The organism is Cutibacterium sp. (genome assembly GCF_030525615.1).
GTDB lineage: Bacteria > Actinomycetota > Actinomycetes > Propionibacteriales > Propionibacteriaceae > Cutibacterium.
Map to the genome: position 1 here is coordinate 481,193 of NZ_JAUNEJ010000001.1, position 18,428 is coordinate 499,620.

15 protein-coding genes and 4 tRNA genes are annotated in these 18,428 nt (G+C 58.4%); 8 read left to right on the forward strand and 11 right to left on the reverse strand.

Features of this window, described 5'->3' with window-relative positions:
- The first annotated feature begins 76 nt into the window (after window positions 1-76).
- Entirely contained in the window at window positions 77-2,746 is a 2,670-nt protein-coding gene (gene acnA, locus Q4B98_RS02190; RefSeq protein WP_303195111.1) for an aconitate hydratase AcnA, read from the forward strand.
- Window positions 2,747-2,911: 165 nt separating this feature from the next.
- Entirely contained in the window at window positions 2,912-4,780 is a 1,869-nt protein-coding gene (gene dxs / locus Q4B98_RS02195; RefSeq protein ID WP_303195113.1) for a 1-deoxy-D-xylulose-5-phosphate synthase, read from the forward strand.
- A 16-nt stretch (window positions 4,781-4,796) separates the two neighbouring features.
- Here dxs and Q4B98_RS02200 read toward each other — a convergent pair whose 3' ends face one another.
- From Q4B98_RS02200 to msrB, 7 genes are all read right to left on the reverse strand, one after another.
- Window positions 4,797-6,029 carry a ribonuclease D gene (locus Q4B98_RS02200; RefSeq protein WP_303195114.1) on the reverse strand — a complete coding sequence of 411 codons (1,233 nt, stop codon included), beginning with the start codon at window positions 6,027-6,029 and terminating at the stop codon, window positions 4,797-4,799.
- Entirely contained in the window at window positions 6,026-6,595 is a 570-nt protein-coding gene (locus Q4B98_RS02205) for a DUF3000 domain-containing protein (RefSeq protein ID WP_303195613.1), read from the reverse strand. Before Q4B98_RS02205 ends, Q4B98_RS02200 begins: the two co-directional genes overlap by 4 nt.
- 277 nt (window positions 6,596-6,872) lie before the next feature.
- Complete coding sequence (locus Q4B98_RS02210) at window positions 6,873-7,589, reverse strand: ABC transporter permease (protein ID WP_303195116.1); 717 nt, start codon at window positions 7,587-7,589, stop codon at window positions 6,873-6,875.
- Window positions 7,586-8,326 carry a hypothetical protein gene (locus Q4B98_RS02215; protein WP_303195117.1) on the reverse strand — a complete coding sequence of 247 codons (741 nt, stop codon included), beginning with the start codon at window positions 8,324-8,326 and terminating at the stop codon, window positions 7,586-7,588. The genes Q4B98_RS02210 and Q4B98_RS02215 overlap by 4 nt, the downstream gene beginning before the upstream one ends.
- Window positions 8,323-9,234 carry an ABC transporter ATP-binding protein gene (locus Q4B98_RS02220; protein WP_303195118.1) on the reverse strand — a complete coding sequence of 304 codons (912 nt, stop codon included), beginning with the start codon at window positions 9,232-9,234 and terminating at the stop codon, window positions 8,323-8,325. The genes Q4B98_RS02215 and Q4B98_RS02220 overlap by 4 nt, the downstream gene beginning before the upstream one ends.
- A gap of 61 nt (window positions 9,235-9,295) precedes the next feature.
- Window positions 9,296-9,478, reverse strand: a complete 183-nt coding sequence (locus Q4B98_RS02225; protein WP_303195119.1) for a hypothetical protein — start codon at window positions 9,476-9,478, stop codon at window positions 9,296-9,298.
- An 884-nt stretch (window positions 9,479-10,362) separates the two neighbouring features.
- Complete coding sequence (msrB, locus tag Q4B98_RS02230) at window positions 10,363-10,827, reverse strand: peptide-methionine (R)-S-oxide reductase MsrB (RefSeq protein ID WP_303195121.1); 465 nt, start codon at window positions 10,825-10,827, stop codon at window positions 10,363-10,365.
- 132 nt (window positions 10,828-10,959) lie between these two features.
- Between msrB and Q4B98_RS02235 the strand changes: the two genes are divergently transcribed.
- Window positions 10,960-11,814 (forward strand): PPK2 family polyphosphate kinase, encoded by an 855-nt coding sequence (locus Q4B98_RS02235; protein ID WP_303195123.1) that lies wholly within the window; start codon window positions 10,960-10,962, stop codon window positions 11,812-11,814.
- Between the two features lie 90 nt (window positions 11,815-11,904).
- On the opposite strand, the gene Q4B98_RS02240 is transcribed toward Q4B98_RS02235, so the two are convergent.
- The 4 genes from Q4B98_RS02240 to Q4B98_RS02255 all read right to left on the reverse strand — a co-directional run bounded on the left by Q4B98_RS02240 (window position 11,905) and on the right by Q4B98_RS02255 (window position 13,148).
- The gene (locus Q4B98_RS02240) at window positions 11,905-12,663 is read right to left on the reverse strand and encodes a sirohydrochlorin chelatase (protein WP_303195124.1); all 759 of its coding nucleotides are present in this window, start codon (window positions 12,661-12,663) and stop codon (window positions 11,905-11,907) included.
- 237 nt (window positions 12,664-12,900) lie between these two features.
- Window positions 12,901-12,975: transfer RNA gene (locus Q4B98_RS02245), tRNA-Val, on the reverse strand.
- Between the two features lies 1 nt (window position 12,976).
- Window positions 12,977-13,047: transfer RNA gene (locus Q4B98_RS02250), tRNA-Cys, on the reverse strand.
- Between the two features lie 28 nt (window positions 13,048-13,075).
- Window positions 13,076-13,148: transfer RNA gene (locus Q4B98_RS02255), tRNA-Gly, on the reverse strand.
- Window positions 13,149-13,654: 506 nt separating this feature from the next.
- Between Q4B98_RS02255 and Q4B98_RS02260 the strand changes: the two genes are divergently transcribed.
- The 5 genes from Q4B98_RS02260 to pgsA all read left to right on the forward strand — a co-directional run bounded on the left by Q4B98_RS02260 (window position 13,655) and on the right by pgsA (window position 18,418).
- A tRNA-Val gene (locus Q4B98_RS02260) sits at window positions 13,655-13,729 on the forward strand.
- 178 nt (window positions 13,730-13,907) lie between these two features.
- Window positions 13,908-14,972 (forward strand): NAD(P)-dependent alcohol dehydrogenase, encoded by a 1,065-nt coding sequence (locus Q4B98_RS02265; protein WP_303195125.1) that lies wholly within the window; start codon window positions 13,908-13,910, stop codon window positions 14,970-14,972.
- 207 nt (window positions 14,973-15,179) lie between these two features.
- Entirely contained in the window at window positions 15,180-17,249 is a 2,070-nt protein-coding gene (thrS, locus tag Q4B98_RS02270; protein ID WP_303195127.1) for a threonine--tRNA ligase, read from the forward strand.
- Complete coding sequence (locus tag Q4B98_RS02275) at window positions 17,242-17,802, forward strand: HIT domain-containing protein (RefSeq protein WP_303195128.1); 561 nt, start codon at window positions 17,242-17,244, stop codon at window positions 17,800-17,802. The genes thrS and Q4B98_RS02275 overlap by 8 nt, the downstream gene beginning before the upstream one ends.
- Window positions 17,795-18,418 (forward strand): phosphatidylinositol phosphate synthase, encoded by a 624-nt coding sequence (gene pgsA / locus Q4B98_RS02280; protein WP_303195130.1) that lies wholly within the window; start codon window positions 17,795-17,797, stop codon window positions 18,416-18,418. The genes Q4B98_RS02275 and pgsA overlap by 8 nt, the downstream gene beginning before the upstream one ends.
- Window positions 18,419-18,428: the final 10 nt, after the last annotated feature.

Here is an 18,428-nt window from a genome sequence, read left to right on the forward strand (position 1 = left end):
AAGATATCTTGTTCTGTCACGGTGGCGGAACTCGACGCGAGATGATGAGGTCGGCATCGACTAGTCAGGAGTCCACATGAGTGTCAACAGCTTCGACGCGAGGCGAACCCTCGACGTTGACGGCCAGTCTTATGAGATCTACGACATCACCAAGGTTGACGGTTCTGAGAACCTGCCGTACAGCCTCAAGGTTTTGCTCGAGAACCTACTGCGCACCGAGGATGGTGCCAACATCACGGCCGAGCACATCACCGATCTGGGACATTGGGACGCCGAGGCTCAGCCATCCAAGGAGATTCAGTTCACCCCGGCCCGTGTCATCATGCAGGACTTCACAGGGGTGCCCTGTATCGTCGACCTGGCCACCATGCGCGAGGCTGTTGCCGATCTCGGTGGTGATCCCAGTAAGGTCAACCCGTTGTCGCCCGCCGAAATGGTTATCGACCACTCCGTCATTGTTGAGCGTTTCGGGACTCCGGAGGCTTTTGAGCAGAACAAGGACATCGAGTATCAGCGCAACCGCGAGCGTTACCAATTCCTCCGTTGGGGACAGACCGCCTTCGAGAACTTCCGCGTCGTCCCGCCGGGTACCGGCATTGTCCATCAGGTCAACATCGAGCACCTCGCCCGTGTGACCTTCGTTCGTGATGAGGATGGCAAGAAGGTCGCCTACCCGGATACCTGCGTCGGCACCGACTCTCACACCACCATGGTCAACGGTCTCGGCGTCGTCGGCTGGGGGGTCGGCGGTATTGAGGCTGAGGCTGCCATGCTCGGTCAGCCGGTTTCGATGCTGGTTCCACGTGTCGTCGGCTTCAAACTCTCCGGTGAACTGCCCGACGGCGTCACCGCTACCGATCTCGTTTTGACGATCACCCAGATGTTGCGTGAGCACAAGGTCGTCGGCAAGTTTGTCGAATTCTATGGTCCCGGTGTTGCCGCTGTTCCGCTTGCCAACCGGGCCACTTTAGGCAACATGAGTCCTGAGTACGGATCGACGATCGCCGTGTTCCCAATCGACGACGTAACGTTGGACTACCTGCGGCTCACCGGGCGTGACGAGTCCCAGGTCAAGCTTGTTGAGTCTTACGCCAAGGCCCAGGGCATGTGGCACGACCCGGATCGCGAGCCCCGCTACTCCGAATACTTGGAGCTGGACCTGTCCACCGTCAAGCCTTCCATCGCTGGTCCGAAGCGCCCGCAGGATCGTATCCTCGTATCCGAGGCCAAGGACACCTTCGAAAAGACCGTCGGGGACTACACCACCAATCCAGATGCCGCCATTCCGGTCACCTTGTCTGACGGACGTTCCTTCGAGCTGCGCAATGGTGCCGTGACGGTTGCTGCTATCACCTCATGCACGAACACCTCGAACCCGAGCGTTATGATCGCTGCCGGCTTGGTCGCGAAGAAGGCCCATGAGCTGGGGTTGGCACCCAAGCCGTGGGTCAAGACCTCCCTAGCCCCTGGCTCACAGGTCGTCACTGACTACTTCGAGCGTGCCGGACTCTCTGAACATCTCGCCGCCATGGGCTTTGACCTAGTTGGCTATGGCTGTACCACCTGTATCGGTAACACCGGACCGCTGATTCCTGAGGTCTCGGCCGCCATCAACGACAATGACCTGGCCGTCACGGCGGTCCTGTCTGGCAACCGTAATTTCGAGGGACGTATTAGCCCCGACGTCAAGATGAATTACCTGGCCAGCCCGCCGCTGGTCGTCATCTACTCCATTGCCGGCACCATGGACATCGACCTTAACAACGACGTCTTGGCCACCACCCCGGATGGCCGCGAGGTACGGCTGGCAGATCTCTGGCCCTCCACTGCAGAGATCGAGGAGATCGTCGGATCGTCCATCTCAGCCGAGATGTACTCCGAGCGCTACGCTGATGTTTTTGACGGTGGCCCGCGTTGGAAGGAGCTGGAGACTCCCGAGGGCGAGACCTTCGCTTGGGACCCTGATTCCACCTACGTCCGCAAGCTGCCGATCTTCGACGGCATGAAGGCTGAACCCGATCCGGTCGGTGACATTACCGGCGCTCGTGTCTTGCTCAAACTCGGTGATTCGGTCACCACCGACCACATCTCCCCAGCCGGCAACATCAAGACAGACTCCCCGGCGGGGCAGTGGCTGGCTAGCAACGGTGTCGAGCGGCGCGACTTTAACTCCTACGGCTCTCGCCGTGGCAACCATGAGGTCATGATGCGCGGCACCTTCGCCAACATCCGCCTGCGTAACCAGCTTGCTCCCGGCACTGAGGGTGGATTTACTCGCGATTTCACGAAGGTGGGCGGCCCTGTCACCACGGTGTACGACGCTTCTGTGAGCTACCGCAAGCAGGGGGTCCCGCTGGTCGTTCTGGGTGGCAAGGAGTACGGTTCCGGATCCTCGCGTGACTGGGCTGCCAAGGGCACACAGCTGTTAGGGGTCAAGGCCGTTATTACCGAAAGCTATGAGCGGATCCATCGTTCAAACCTCATCGGTATGGGCGTCCTGCCGTTGCAGTTCCCGGAGGGCCAGTCGGCGGATTCCCTCGGCTTGACTGGCGAAGAGGTCTACGAGATCACCGGTGTCGACAAAATCAATGAGACTATTCCTGAGACAGTCCATGTCAAGGCTGTCAACGGGGACAAAGCTGTTGAGTTCGATGCTGTTGTTCGCATTGACACTCCAGGGGAGCGTTCGTACTACCTTAACGGCGGTATCTTGCAGTACGTGCTGAGAAACATGGCTCGTAACTGACATATTGATCGGGGGTAGGAACCAGACGGTTGCTACCCCCGATTGTCGTCTGTCGATGAAGTGGGGGCATTTGCGTGCTTGAAAGACGCCCGATAAGCGAACGTGAGGCAAAACGGGTCCCGAAGGGGACCCGGTGGCCTGGTGACAGGTCATAAGATGGCACGTATGGCTCTTCTCGACGACATTGGCTGCCCCGAAGACGTGAAGAAACTCACTACTCAGCAGGTCGAGAGACTCGCCGACGAGATTCGTAGCTTTCTCATCGACAAAGTGTCGCGTACGGGCGGTCATCTCGGCCCGAACCTTGGTGTTGTTGAACTGACGATCGCTCTTCACCGGGTTTTCGATTCACCCCACGACCCGATCATCTTTGACACTGGTCACCAGAGTTACGTTCACAAGATCCTGACGGGACGTGCTGCCGGGTTTGAGACGCTGCGTCAGGGTGGCGGATTGTCTGGATACCCGAGCCGGTCCGAATCACCCCATGACTGGGTTGAGAACTCCCATGCCTCCACCTCATTGTCCTGGGCTGAGGGTATGGCGAAGGGATTCTTTTCACGCGGCGAGAAACGCACTGTCGTTGCCGTCATTGGCGATGGTGCTCTTACCGGCGGCATGGCCTGGGAGGCCCTCGACTCGATTGCAGATCAGCAGAACCTGCGTCTGGTCATCGTCGTCAATGACAATGGCCGCTCGTACACCCCGACGGTGGGAGGGCTGGCCAACCAGCTTGCCATCATTCGCACTGATCCTCACTACGAGGAAGCCCTCGAGCGTATGAAGCGGCACGTTACCGAGAAGCCGTTGGGTAAGCAGGTCTTCGGTCTTATGCACGCGGCGAAGGCCGGCGTCAAGGATGCTCTTATCGGTAACGGGATCTTTTCGGATCTGGGAATCAAGTATCTTGGCCCCGTCGACGGCCATAATGTCGCGTCGGTCGAACGTGCCCTTGAGCTGGCCAAGCGCTACGAGCATCCCGTCATCGTCCATGTCATGACGACGAAGGGCAAGGGATTCGCTGCCGCCGAAGCCAATGAGGAGGATCACTTCCACGCCGTCGGTCAGATTGATCCCAAGACCGGCAAATCCCTCAAGACTTCTGGGGGTGCCTCGTGGACCCAGGCCTTTGCCGGTGCCATGGTCGAGCTGGGGGAGAGGCGTCCCGATGTCGTCGGGGTGACAGCCGCCATGCTTCACCCGGTCGGCTTAGCTCCCTTTGCTGCCCGCCACCCGGAGCGGGTTCTCGACGTCGGTATCGCTGAGCAGCACGCCGTGACCGTGGCAGCTGGTATGGCTGCTGCCGGTCTTCATCCGGTCGTCGCCTTGTACTCGACCTTCCTCAACCGAGCTTTCGACCAGCTCCTGATGGATGTTGGTCTGCACCATGCGGGCGTGACGATCGCGCTTGATCGGGCGGGAATCACCGGAACGGACGGGGCCTCGCACAACGGGATGTGGGACATGGCGATCTGTGGGATCGTGCCTGGTCTCATGCTTTCGGCGCCCCGGGACCGGCAACATCTGCTCTCGGTCCTTGACGAAGCCGTTGATATTGACGATCGTCCCACCGTCATCCGCTATTCGAAGGATCCAATGCCTGATGACATCCCAGTGGTCTCTTCCCACGACGGACTGGATGTCCTGTGCGACGGTCCGCAGGACGGTATCCTCCTGGTCGCCCACGGTCAGTTGTGTACGGATGCTGTGAAGGCGGTAAGCGACCTTGACTTCCCGGTGCGAGTGGTAAGCCCTCGCTGGTCCCTGCCAATCTGTGAAGGTCTCCTTGACGAGGCCTCTCGGGCCCGAGCGATCGTCAGTGTGGAGGACGGGCTGGCCATCTCCGGGCTCGGGTCCCATCTGGCCCACGCCTTGTCCGAGCGTGGTATCTGGCACCCCATGCGTCATCTTGGGATACCGCAGCGCTATCTCGATCATGACTCGCGGTCGGCGATCATGGCCGAGCTGGGTCTGAATGCTGAAGGGATAGCTGAGGCGGTCGCTCAGATGGCCTCCGCACTCGACGCTCAGTGAGTCGATTCGTCACGGCCTAGAGCATGACCTCGCTGAGCAAGCTCGCGAGGATCTCTCGCTGCCAGGGGCGCGCCCCACAATCTGCCAAGAAGGTGTCTACCCCGGCGGTGGAAAGGTCGCGCGGCGGCTGCCACGCAAACTGTCGCAACCACGCCGGGCTGCAGAGGATTTCGGGTGGGACGTCATAGTCAGTGGCCACCTGGTTGACAGCTGGCCTCAGGACCGCCCACCGGGCAGCCTGCTGAGGGTGATGGCGCTCCCACGATCGCGGATGGGGTATCGCTGCGGAGTGTTTTCGAAGTGGCGGGTATTTCTTGGGTGAAACGCCTCGGGCGTGGTTGATGGCGTCGACCCAGGTCTGGCGATGCTTCTTGGCCTGCCCGCGATGAAATCCCTTGATGGACAAGATTCTCTTGGCGCTGACGTTGACGGTGCGGTCGCAGTATTGTGCCGCTGCGACGATGGCTTCGTCACGGAGGATTTTGCCCGGTGCGCGATCGAGGTCGTGGGCCACGTTTTCGCGGGCCAGCCACAGATCGTGTGCGAGTTGTAACCCGGCTCTGCTGCGAATGTCACCAATGTGATGGATCGTTCGCCATCGGGAAGGATCAACACCCGGTGGTTCGCTGGGTAATTCAGCGGCCATATCGACGAGATGGGCGAATTCCTGCCGAGCCCACTCGTCCTTTCCAGTGTCATGGAGATCGGCGATGATCTTTTCCCGTACGTCATTGAGCAGCTCGACGTCCAATGCGGCGTAGATGAGCCAGTCACGGGGGAGTGGACGTCGTGACCAATCCGAGGCGGAATGCTCCTTGAGAAGAGTCACTTTGCAGTAATGCTCGACCATCGGCCCCAGGCCAACTCGAGGAAGGTTGAGAAGACGTCCAGCCAACTCGGTGTCGAACAAGTCGTCAGGACGAAGACCGTCCATCGCCAGACATGGCATATCTTGAGTGGCGGCATGAAGAATCCACTGTGTCCCGGCAAGAGTGTCGGCCAGCGGCCGCAAACCGTCCTTCTCACCTAAAGCGAGAGGATCGATCAGATGAGTACCTGATCCCTCACGACGCAGTTGGATGAGGTAGGCGCGTGGAATGTAACGGAAGCCGTGGGCTCGCTCAGTGTCGATGGCTACCGGGCCGTGGCCATTCTGGAGTGCCTGACAGGTGAGCCGGAGAGCTTCGGGAGAAGCAACGACCGGCGGTACCGCCTCTCGAGGCTGTGCAAGAACGGGGAAATCACTCACCCGAGGTTCGCCCGCCGTGGTGGGAGCGGGGCGATCTCGTCGGGAATCGGGGAGATTCCGCATGAGAACAGGCAGAGGTCACTCCACGATTCCAAGTGTGAATCAATGTCCTCGGCACTCGAGAGGTTGGGTGTCCACGAGGCTCGCACCTCAATGTGATTCGACTCGGGGTCGGCTCCCAGCTGGCCAAATGGTCGGCTGACAACTGACGTGACGGTGCCAGCCTCAGCATGGTAACTCGCGTGGTGGGTGTTGAGGGAGTCGATCAGCCAAGACCACGCGACATTACCGACGAGCGGGTCAGAAGCCATCGATGGATCAACCTCGGCACGGACCATGGCGACGAATCTGCTCGTTCCCTGCCACGCCTCCGAACCGGCGGGATTGTGAAGCAGGATGAGACGCCCGCTGCCAAGATCGTCACCGTTGACGACGACGGATCCTTCGATCGCCACCGAGAATGGCGAGATACGGGTAGGAGCGGGTATTTCGCGAACCTCAAGCATGCTCGACCACGAGTACGTGACGATTCGGGAACGCAGCTCCTCGCAATCCACCGGATACATCTGCCGAATCACCCCTTCAGGTTATGGGGATTGGCATATTTGGTGCTCTTTCGACGCGCCGCACACGGTGGATATCTGCGTTCCGTAGGGTTCAGGTTGAGGGTTTGGGGGCCTCATCGCAAACGAGGGTGTATGTGGGGAACACGACGATCCGGGAACTTGCCCACGTACCGTTGGCATGGTGCCCGACAATCGTGCACGTCCGGTTACATCGCTACCGTTGCACCTGGTGCGGGCATGTTTGGCGACGCGGCTCACCTTGATTTGATCTTACTTGTCAGCGGCGTATCCGCCAAAGGGCAGCAGCCGCCGCCACCACCGTCCAAACACCGGCGTAAGCCAACCCGAGACAACTGCTGGTTCCTAAAGACCCAAATGCGAAACGAACGCCCCCCACGACATAGGTAACAGGGTTAACGAACGAGACAGTTCGTGCCCATTGTGGCAGTGTCTCGATTGGGTAGAAAATGCCCGAGAATGTGAGGATGATACCCACGGTAAACGAGACCCCGACGTAAGCTCCCCGTAGAGCACTGTATTTCGCGGCCAGTGCTCCAGCCGAGATCACGGACAGGGTCAGAAGCAGAAGTGCTACCCAAAACACTGGACCGGGGGTGAAGGTGGCACCGGTCAAAGGTAGCAATACAATTGCGATGAAAAGGCTCTGAACGGTAGCGATGCCGCCTTGCGTAACGGCTTGAACAAGGCTGTATCCATGCAAGCCTCCCGGAGAAAGCTCCATCAACTCACGCTTGCCGTCAGTCAGGTCCATGCGGGATTCGTAGGCGGCGCCAAGAACAGTATTTGTGATGACATTGGAGAGCATTACGGAGGCAACCATGAATTCAGGCAGCACGTGAGCCCTATTAATCGTCTGAGCGAAAATGAGTAGCATCACGCCGCTCAGCAACGGTCGTAGGAACATAGCGATGGTATCCCCGGGGTTGCGTAGAAGCACGCGGGAATAGCGGTAAAAGAAGGCGGAGAGCATCATCGAGAACCAATCAGACCAGTCACGCGGTAACGGGCCACTGACGTACGCACCCAAAACGCCCCAATTCCAGCGTAGACTCCGGCGAGTCCGAACGCTGCTAATATATGCCACGAGGCTCCGCCCCGTAGGAACTCATTGAGGTGCGAAGTAGGGAAAACCAGCGATAGAGCACCAGCGACAGCACCTAAGGCCATGATTGGATATAGCACTCCGGATAAAATCATCAGCAGGTCTAGTCCGGTATTGACGACATGAAGTACACGACCCCAGCGGATCTCGCACCCCAGGATGAACGCGATGGATCCCAACGAAACTGGAACACTAGCTGCCAAAGTTATCAGAACTAGAATCGCCTGGACGGGAAAGCCAAGGATATAGGCGATGAGGATCGTGCTTAAACACGTAGACATGATGTAGAGCGCATTGAGGCCCGCCGTGAAGCCGACCATCCATCCAATCAGGCCTCCGTCAACGAGGAGAATCATGTTGAGGCGACCCGTGTTGATGACCGTCTGGGTCCAGATAAGAGCTTGCAAGGCGCAAGATGACATGAATCCCCACGCAAGATTGGTATAGAGGAACCATTCTGTGTTTTCCCGCGACAGAAAGGCGCTCCCCATAAGCATGAACGGTAGGATCTGTGCCATCGGAATGAGTAGCAGGAGACGTACTTTGGCACTAGGCTGCCTCAGTAATTGTCGCACCCCATAGATGAAGTGGATGAATAGATTCATCATTGACCCTCTGCTAGGAGAACAAAAGCATCGCTTAGGCTGGCGCCTGTCCGCTGATAATCGACACCAAGACGATCTATGACCGATGGGTCGACAAATCCGTAAACGCTAACTAGAAACTGACCGTTTGAACGCCGCAGGGCAGTTCTTCGTAACTCTAGAGCTTCGAGTTTACGGCGCAGTTCAACTGCCTCTCTTTCGGTTTCAACAGAGATTGTATACACGCGCTCGCCGGCAATTTCCTTCATACGTTCAGGTGTCGCGTCCGAAACTATCTTGCTGCTATTCATGAAAAGGACTCGGTCACATAAGTCTTCAACCTCGCTCATCAGATGAGAGCAGAGAATCATCGTAATCCCCGTAGCCTGTAGCTTTAGCAATGCGTCATAGACCCGTTGAGATGCGGAAGGATCAAGCCCGCTCGTTGGCTCATCTAGTAAAAGCAGCTGCGGCTTTCCTGCGATTGCGCGCGCGATGTTAACACGCTGCTTGAGTCCAGTTGAAAGGGTAGCAACGCGGTCATTTCTGCGATCTACCAAGGCACATGCTTCCAAGGCCTCTTCAATGACATGAGCTCGCTCGCGCTTTGGTACATGATACAACCTGGCCATGTAATTGAGGTTCTCCGCGACGGTCAACGTTCCGTACAGTTGAGAAGCATCGGTGACCAGACCAATATCACGCCTCCGATCTCTTAAAGGAGATTCTTCGTCTAAAACACGGAGTCTACCTATGCTGGTCGGCTTCAATAGTCCAGCGATAATCTTCACCAGAGTTGTCTTGCCAGCACCATTTGGGCCAATGATACCGGTAAAACAATCTCTTCGCAGGTCAAGAGCGTCAATCTGAACCGCGGTTCGATCTCCGAAGTTCTTCACGAGGTTCCGGATGCTGACAGTTATTTCGGACATACATGTCTCCTGGAGACGGGAAAAGCGGAGGGGTGCTAAGGGTCAGCACCCCTCGCTGTAATCACTTAGGTGTAGGCTGAGCCAAACTACAGTGGCAGGTGCCCATGAAGACCTTAAGATCCTCGGCGCTCATGTTCAGATGGCTCACTTCTGGATCCCGGTCATCAAGATCGACCTGGTTTTCCTGGAGTTTCTTCTGTAGCTCCTCAAGAAGCTCGTTCTCAAATTGCGTATCAGTGGACATTCTGTTCACCTCGTTTCCATGAAATGAAGGTATTTGACGCTAGGTGTTGCGGTTCATGGGGTTGTTGACGCTGTTGGGGTGATGGGTTGACGCTGTTGGGGTGAGGGAGGGGGTAGGCCCCGTCAGGATAGGAGTTGCAAGTTTATCGTCTGAGTTAGGAGCTTGCCGGTGAGTACTCACGCTAACGCACCTTTGACCGGACGTCTGGTTGAGTGTTGCTAACACCTGCCTGATCGCTCATGGTGGGCACCGACTTGGGTTGAACCGTCGACGTGTCCTCCACGGTTCTGGCACACCGGCCCGGAGCACCCCCCGGTATCGGGGACGCATGATCCATCCCGACATTAAAAAAGGTGGCCGAATTCGTGAGGGTGGGCGATGGCGTCTCCACGGCAGAGGCACCACACCGAGTCACCGGAAGGTCGGCTACACCTATCTACATTCAGCAATCGACGGGTTGTCCCGGCTGGCCTACACCGAACCCTGTGCCGACCAGAAGGCTTTCATGCTGGGAGGGGTTGTGGCGTCGTGCGACGGTTTTCTTGTGCCGTCCACGGTATCGACACCATCACCACAATCACTGATAACGGCCCGTGACAGGCACATGGTCACATCCGTGCTCGCCGATGGAGGCCACACTCACAGATTCGCCCATACACGCCACAGTCGAAACGGCACCATCGAACGATATAACTAGATCAAGCCCTGAGGAGCTTCTTGACGCCCGCCCCTACCGTTGGGAAGCTGAACCAGTCCACACCATCGGTGTAGGCAACATCCCCGACACCTATCATCGACCCCACACCGCCTCACCAGACCAGCCACCTCGCTACTCCCCACAGGCGTAAACAACGTCATGCGCAACTACACCTAGAGGAAAGTGCTTACCGAACCTCGTGTGTCGGTTCTGGCCCGTCTGCCGGTTCCAGGTTGAGACAGATCGAGTTGATGCAATATCTCAAGTCAGTCGGGGTATCGAAGCCCTCCCCGGCGAAAACGTGTCCGAGGTGGGAATCACATCGGGCGCACCTGACCTCGGTACGTGGGCGTCCCGGAAGGGAGTCGTCGGTGAGGTAGCGCACCCGGTCCTCGGCCAACGGTGCGTAGAAAGACGGCCAACCACAAGCGGAATGGAATTTGTGGGTGGACCGAAACAACTCAGCCCCACAAGCCCGGCAACAGTACACACCCTCGGTGGTGGTATCGGTGTATTCCCCCACGAAAGGAGCCTCGGTGCCGGCCTCTCGCAGCACGTGGTACTCCTCGTTGCTGAGACGCTGACGCCACTGGTCGGGGGTCAGCTCGAGGCGCGGCTGTAGGTCCGGTGACGTCGTGTGCTCGTCGGTCATGATCTCCTCTAACCCGGCGCGTCTCGCCGGTTCTGTGTTAAGTGAAACGTTTGTGAGGTTGTCATCATTCCCGCGCTGAGTTCGCCGGGACACGGCAGGATGGGGAGGGAAAGCGAGGAAGGACGAACACTCATGGCTAAAGACTCCCCTCAGCTGTCCGACGTGCTGCGCTGCCCGCAGGCCCCGGTCGACCTCAACAACATCAACACCGGCGCAACTCCGCAGGCACCTGGCGACAAGGAGAAGACCCTCAAAGAGTTCGCGCCGATGGCCGAAGAGCTTTCGGAACTGCAGGAAAGATTGTTTGCTCGCGGCTGTACCAACCCTGACGAGGCTCGCCGTGTGCTCGTCATCCTCCAAGGTCTCGACACCGCTGGTAAGGGCGGAGTAGTTCGCCATGTTTTCGGACTTGTCGATCCGCAGGGAATCCACCATCACAGCTTCAAAGCTCCGACCGACGAGGAACTCAAGCACGACTTTCTATGGCGCGTGCGCAAGGCACTGCCGGGACCCGGAATGTTGGGGGTCTTCGATCGTTCCCACTATGAGGACGTCCTGGTGGCCAGGGTCGATAACCTCGTCGAGAAGAAAGTCTGGAAGGAACGCTACGGTCTCATCAACGAGTTCGAACTCGAACTGGCTGCCGAGGGGTACAACATCATCAAATGTTTCTTGCACATCTCACCCGATATTCAGAAGGAGAGGCTGCAGGCTCGTCTGGACAGCCCCGCCAAGTACTGGAAATACGATCCGTCAGATCTGGATACTCGTTCGAAGTGGCCTGACTACCTGGCTGCCTACAATGATCTGCTCAGCAGGTGCAATCCAGATGTCGCTCCTTGGTACATCGTCCCATCGGATCACAAGTGGTACCGCAACTGGGCGGTGGGACGTATCCTGCTGGAAACAATGCGCTCGATGAGGCTGACCTGGCCGCCCGCTGGCTTCGACGTTGCAGAAGAGAAGGAACGTCTCAGTAACGCGTGATGAAAGGCACCGGAGTAGATGGTCTTCTGGCGACGATCCTCTGATCCGGTGCCACAGTGACTGCCAGTGTCACATTGACCGATGGAGGTGTTACTGGGGGGCGGTCTCGTCGTCAGTCGGTTCGGACACCAAACCCATGGCGGCCGAGCAGTACCGTTCAAAGGCGAGGGCTGCCAGAATCGGATCGTCACCTAGCGGCGCTGAGACGACCTCGGCACCGGCATGAAGGGCCTTGTGGGTATGGGCACGGAAGGTTTCGTCGTCACAGATCCACAGGCTTCCCACCGCAATGTGACGACGGCCTTCTCGGCGCAGGTGGGTGACGACCTCCTCGATATCAGTGGCACCGCCACTGTTGGTGGCGATGTGAACCGGGAGGTGGTGATGCTGGTACCACAGGCGTGTCAGCTTGGACAGCATGGCAGCACCACGCGGATCGCCGCTGTCGGGTGCCGAGAGGATGAGGGCGTCTAATTCCTGGGCGTGTACCCGGTGAGTGGCAAGCCGAAGCCGGGTATCAACGAGATTGAGCAGGGCTGGGGCAGGCCCAGTGGGGCGGGCTACACGGATGGCCAGTTTCGGATGATTGCGACGGATGTCCTCAGCATGGCGGGCCAGCTGGGGTGGGCTGGAATGCAGATGAGTGGCATTGATGGGTACCAGAACCAGCTCTTTCCATGAGGGCTTGATACGAGGGGCCTTGCAACGGCCTTTTTCTGGAACGAAGCTAACCGTCGACTCAATATGTGGATGGAGGTGAGACATCCGCTGTCGCAACCTTTGGCCAGTGAGGTTCGCGGAGGCTTCGTTCATTGCGGGAAGGACGAGGTCAAGTACCGGCGCAGCCATATGAGCACTCCCTTCCCCAGCTATCAGGACAACACGTCTGAGACGTCGCGTTCACTTTATCGGAGTGAATCCGTCGGCTTGCGAAGTAAGTCCGTCAGATTGACGAAAATGTCTCGGTAAACCGGTGTGCACTCAGCCAGACGCGATATGGGGCACATAGGCGATGGCTGTGAGTGCTGCGGACTCAACGGCGGCGTGTATTAAAAAGGTCGACCGACTTTCGTCGACCGACCTTTTTGGTGGGCGATGCCAGGTTTGAACTGGCGACCTCTTCCGTGTCAGGGAAGCGCGCTACCGCTGCGCCAACCGCCCGAGGTGGAGACGGGATTTGAACCCGTGTACACGGATTTGCAGTCCGTTGCCTCGCCTCTCGGCCACTCCACCACGTGGATAGGTCCGAAAGACCTCTCCGAGCGGACGACGGGACTCGAACCCGCGACCCTCACCTTGGCAAGGTGATGCTCTACCAACTGAGCCACGTCCGCATGTTGTCCGGTGGTTTTGTTAGAGGGGCTTACCTCTTGTCGTTCCTGCCGGGCGACGAGCAGAAACTCTAGAGGATGATTCACAGGCAATGCAAATCGAGTGAGAACCTCGTCCTAGATCCTGGCGTTTTTCCTAGTCATGTCGGGTGTCATCACTGTGGCCCCGCAGTGCGCGATGATCTGCGGTGGCGCGACGATCTGCGGTGGCGGGACAGGCACGTGAAGGAAGGGTACGTGACATTCGGCCTCGACGTGATGGATCTCGATGTCATGGATGTGGTTGGCAGGTGTGCGCAGAAGGGGAATCGGTTGAGGTGTCGATCATCACGGTCTGTGCCACCGTATGCGGCGCGAGGAAAAGCCAGAACCACAATGTTCATCCATGAGCGTCTATCCATGTGCTGGTCTACCCGCGCTCGCAGCTGAGTGATTCTGTTAGCTGAGGTGGTCTGTCGACGGGCTGACTTGGACAAGTCCTCCCGGTTCTGGCATAGTTTCTCCAGCATGGGCGGTTGGCGCAGTGGTAGCGCACTTCGTTCACACCGAAGGGGTCGCGGGTTCGAACCCCGCATCGCCCACCATCGATGACCGCGCAGGAAGCTGTGCGGTCATTGCTTTCTTCGTTCATCGCTTTCTTCCTTCATGAGATCGTGCGTCTTCGGTGAGGCTGATCGTGCCGCTGAGCTGGCTTCCAGGCAATAATCTGGCGGTGTGAGGTGCCAGGGATCGGTACTGGGGGATCACTGAGGAGACACACTTATGCCCATCACCGTCAAAGCCCTTCAAAAGGAAGGTCCGGACAAACCATTCAGAGTCGTCGAGATCGACAGACGAGATCCACGTCCTGATGACGTCGTCATCGCTATCAAAGCGGCAGGAATCTGCCACTCTGACATTCACACCATTCGTAATGAGTGGGGGCAGGCCCATTTCCCCCTTGCTGTCGGTCACGAGATCGCTGGGGTTGTCGAAGCCGTCGGTTCCGAGGTGAGGAGGTACCGGCCCGGCGATCGGGTTGGTGTTGGATGCCTGGTCAATTCCTGCGGCCACTGTGAACAGTGCGAAGCAGGCGAGGAACAAGCTTGCCTCAACGGGAGCGTGGGAACGTACGACTCGGTCGACGTCGACGGCACAATCACCCAAGGTGGGTACAGCCAGAAGATCGTCGTCAATGAGAGGTTCGTCTGCCGCATTCCTGATTCGCTGGACTTCATGACGGCAGCGCCGCTGCTGTGTGCCGGAATCACCACATACTCGCCCATTGCTACCTGGGGAGTCGGCCCTGGGAGCAAGGTCGCCATTCTGGGCCTTGGTGGCTTGGGGCACATGGGCGTGCAGATCGCAGCCGCGAAGGGGGCTGATGTCACGGTCCTGTCTCGCAGCCTGCGAAAGGCCGAACTTGCCGAGAAGCTTGGAGCGACGCGGACTCTTGCCACCAGCGACGACAACTTCTTTCGTCGTCACGGCAGGGAGTTTGACTTCATCCTCAATACCATCAGCGCCCCAGTCGATCTGAAGTCATATCTTGCGTTACTCAAACCGCGCGGCGTGATGGCGTGCGTCGGACTTCCGCCAGAAAAGCTGGGACTGCCGATCGGCTCTCTCATCAATGGTTCCAAAGTGCTCGCCGGATCCAATATCGGCGGGATCCCGCAAACTCAGGAGATGCTCGACTTTTGTGCCGAACATCATCTGGGTGCCTGGGTTGAAAAGATCGGCGTCGACGAGGTTGACTCAGCCTACGATCGTGTCGTCTCCGGAGACGTCAGGTTTCGCTTCGTCATCGACACGGCGACTTTTGAGGACGCAGCCCCAGCTGTCTGAGCCGCGCGCCGATACCGTCACGACACACTCCGGTTTCTCAGTGGCGCTTGTATGGCGCATATGCGCACCAAGGTCGGGGCGGCTCCACACAGGCAACAGTGGCTCGCGAACGAGGTTGTGGTCTCATTCGCTGACCTGCGACTCGAAGCAACCCACCCCGGTACGGCATTATTGGATCGTGTCCGGCATCCGTCGGATCCCAACCGAGTGAGGAAGTCAATCGTGTCCATCAGCATCACCGTGCACCGTTCAGGTACCTCCAGAACCGAGCAGGTGGACACCACTACTACCGGCCTTGATCTTTTCGGCTCCGAGCGTGACATCGTTGCCATGAGGGTCGATGGCACTCTCGTCGATTTGCAGCGCGAACTCCATGATGGTGCCGAGGTTGAACCTGTTGAGGCGACGAGCCAGGACGGGCTCAATATCATTCGGCACTCGTGTACCCACGTCATGGCGCAGGCCGTCCAACAGCTGTACCCGGAGGTAAACCTCGGCATTGGCCCGTTCATTACTGACGGCTTCTACTACGACTTCGGCAATATTGCCCCCGTCACTCCTGAGGTGCTCACCGAGCTTCAGAAGAGGATGAAGCGAATTGTCAAAGAGAACCAGCGTTTCGTACGCCGAGTCACCAGCGAGGAATCGGCCCGCGAGGAGCTTGCTGACCAGCCATACAAGTTGGAGCTCATTGGCACCAAGGGCAGGGGAGCTGAAGGGGCTTCGGTTGAAGTTGGTGGCACCGAGCTGACGATTTACGACAATGTGCGCCGCAACGGTGAGGTCGCCTGGAAGGATCTCTGCCGTGGTCCGCACGTTCCGTCGACCAAGTACTTGGCCAACGTTTTTGCCTTGACGAAGTTCTCGGCCGCCTATTGGAAGGGCGACCAGGCCAACGACCAGTTGCAGCGCATTTACGGCACCGCATGGGCTAGTCATGAGGATCTCGTGGCATACCAGGAGCGGATGAAGGAGGCCGAACGTCGCGACCACCGCAAGCTCGGGGTCGAGCTCGATCTGTATTCCTTCCCCGAGGAGATCGGGCCTGGCTTGGTGGTCTTCCATCCCAAGGGTGCGATGCTGCGTCACCTCATCGAGGAGCACGTCATCGCGCGTCACATGGAGGCGGGATTCTCCTTTGTTCACACCCCGGAGATCACCAAGGGTGGACTGTTCCACACGTCGGGCCACCTGCCTTACTACGCCGACACCATGTTTCCGCCGATGCTTGTTGATGAGGAACGTGATGAGGATGGCAACGTCACCAAGGCAGGTCAGGAGTATTACCTCAAGGCCATGAACTGCCCGATGCACAACCTCATCTTCCGTTCGCGTGGTCGTTCGTACCGGGAACTGCCTTTGCGGTTCTTCGAAATGGGCCACGACTACCGTTACGAGAAGTCGGGTGTCGTGCACGGTCTGACGCGTATGCGTGGTTTTGCCCAGGATGACTCGCACACCTACTGCACCCGTGAGCAGGCCCCCGGTGAAATCAAGAAGCAGATCGAGTTCTTCCTGTCGATCTTGGCCGACTTTGGCCTGAACGACTTCTATCTCGAGCTGTCCACCCGCGAAGAGGATGGCGCAAAGAAGGAGAAGTTCATCGGCTCCGACGAGGATTGGCAGGCCGCCACCGATACCCTCGAAGAGGTCTGCCGCAGCACCGGGTTGCAGCTTGTCCCGGATCCGGGTGGTGCCGCCTTTTATGGCCCGAAGGTTTCAGTCCAGGTCAAGGATGCGATTGGTCGTACCTGGCAGATGTCGACGATTCAGTACGACTTCAACCAGCCGGAACGATTTGACCTCGAATACGCTGCGGCTGACGGAACCCATCAGCGCCCCATCATGCTGCACTCAGCCAAGCTGGGCAGTGTCGAGCGGTTCATCGGGGTGCTTACTGAGCACTACGCCGGTGCTTTTCCGGTCTGGCTGGCGCCTGTTCAGGTGCGCCTGGTCCCGGTGGCTGAGGCCTTTAATGAGTACGTCACTACCTTTGCCGAGGTGCTGCGCTCGCAGGGTATCCGGGTTGAGACAGACCTCTCGTCCGATCGCTTCGGCAAGAAGATTCGCAATGCCTCCAAGGAGAAGGTGCCCTTCACCCTCATCGCGGGTGGGGAGGACGCCGAGGCCGGAGCGGTCTCTTTCCGATTGCGGGACAGTTCCCAGGTCAACGGTATTAACCAAGGGGAGGCTGCGCGCATTATTGCTGCGTGGAACGCACTCCGGCGCAACGATGACCCGACCGCCGATACCTTGCGTGGGGTAGTAGATGACTGAGGACTACCGCCTCGAGTTCGCTGAGGATATGGTCGGGATCCCGGACCCCTTCCAGAGGTTCTGGACTCCCTACCGGATGGCATACATCGGTGGTGAGAACAAGCCTCGGGGTGATCGTCCAGAGGACGGATGCCCGTTCTGCGCCGCCCCGCAGCGCAGCGACGAGGACGCCCTCATCGTTCACCGTGGCGATACGTGTTACGTCATCATGAACCTCTACCCGTACGGTCCGGGGCACATGCTGGTATGCCCTTATCGCCACGTTGCCGGGTACGTTGATGCCACCGAAGAAGAGGTCGTGGAGATGGCCCACCTCACCCAGTCCGCCATCCGAACCCTCCAGGAGGTTTCTCACCCGCAGGGTTTCAACGTCGGCATGAACCAAGGTGCCACCGGCGGGGCTGGGGTGGCTGCCCACCTGCACCAGCACGTCATTCCGCGCTGGACAGGGGACACCAATTTTCTGCCCATCGTGGCAGGGGTCCGGGCTGTCCCGCAGCTTTTGGGAGATGGTCGTCAACTATTGGCCGATGCGTGGGTGGCTCATGCTTGAACACTTCCGGACTGCCTGGGCGAAAGTCATGAGTCCCATCGCAGACGCTTTGTTGCGGGTCCACGTCACCCCCGACATGGTGACCTGGGTTGGCACAATCGGCGCAGTCGCGGCGGCTCTGATATGTTTTCCACAAGGATGGCTGTGGCAGGGGCCGTGGTTCGTCACCCTGTTCATCTTTTCCGATTCTCTTGACGGCAACATGGCCCGAAAAATCGGACGTCACTCCCAGTGGGGATCTTTCCTTGATTCCACTTTGGATCGTTTTGGTGACGCCGCCATCTTTGCCGGTGTGGCGTTGTATTACGCCGGACCGGGAAACAGCCTGTTGTGGTCCTCGATGTCCCTCGCCGCTCTCGTCTTCGGAATGGCCACCTCATATGTGCGTGCCAAGGCCGAGTCCTTGGGACTCGAGGCCAAAGTTGGTATAGCTACTCGAGCGGATCGTCTGCTCGTGAGCTTGGTGGCGATTGAGATTACCGGGTTGGCCAGAGTGGGTGTCTTCCCCCACTGGTGTCTTGTGGTTCTACCGCTTGCGTTGTGCTACCTGACAGTGGCTGGAGCCATCACTGTGGTGCAGCGGATGGTGGCGGTACGCAGACAATGCCAGTCCTGATACCTAGGAC

Bases quoted from the DNA above. Each gene is read 5' to 3' on its own strand.
- Q4B98_RS02265 (WP_303195125.1), top strand. From the start codon at position 13,908: ATGCCCATCACCGTCAAAGCCCTTCAAAAGGAAGGTCCGGACAAACCA.
- pgsA (WP_303195130.1), top strand. From the start codon at position 17,795: ATGCTTGAACACTTCCGGACTGCCTGGGCGAAAGTCATGAGTCCCATC.
- Q4B98_RS02220 (WP_303195118.1), bottom strand. From the start codon at position 9,234: ATGTCCGAAATAACTGTCAGCATCCGGAACCTCGTGAAGAACTTCGGA.
- acnA (WP_303195111.1), top strand. From the start codon at position 77: ATGAGTGTCAACAGCTTCGACGCGAGGCGAACCCTCGACGTTGACGGC.
- msrB (WP_303195121.1), bottom strand. From the start codon at position 10,827: ATGACCGACGAGCACACGACGTCACCGGACCTACAGCCGCGCCTCGAG.
- Q4B98_RS02235 (WP_303195123.1), top strand. From the start codon at position 10,960: ATGGCTAAAGACTCCCCTCAGCTGTCCGACGTGCTGCGCTGCCCGCAG.
- Q4B98_RS02205 (WP_303195613.1), bottom strand. From the start codon at position 6,595: ATGTATCCGGTGGATTGCGAGGAGCTGCGTTCCCGAATCGTCACGTAC.
- Q4B98_RS02240 (WP_303195124.1), bottom strand. From the start codon at position 12,663: ATGGCTGCGCCGGTACTTGACCTCGTCCTTCCCGCAATGAACGAAGCC.
- Q4B98_RS02215 (WP_303195117.1), bottom strand. From the start codon at position 8,326: ATGATGAATCTATTCATCCACTTCATCTATGGGGTGCGACAATTACTG.
- dxs (WP_303195113.1), top strand. From the start codon at position 2,912: ATGGCTCTTCTCGACGACATTGGCTGCCCCGAAGACGTGAAGAAACTC.
- Q4B98_RS02210 (WP_303195116.1), bottom strand. From the start codon at position 7,589: ATGATGCTCTCCGCCTTCTTTTACCGCTATTCCCGCGTGCTTCTACGC.
- Q4B98_RS02275 (WP_303195128.1), top strand. From the start codon at position 17,242: ATGACTGAGGACTACCGCCTCGAGTTCGCTGAGGATATGGTCGGGATC.
- Q4B98_RS02225 (WP_303195119.1), bottom strand. From the start codon at position 9,478: ATGTCCACTGATACGCAATTTGAGAACGAGCTTCTTGAGGAGCTACAG.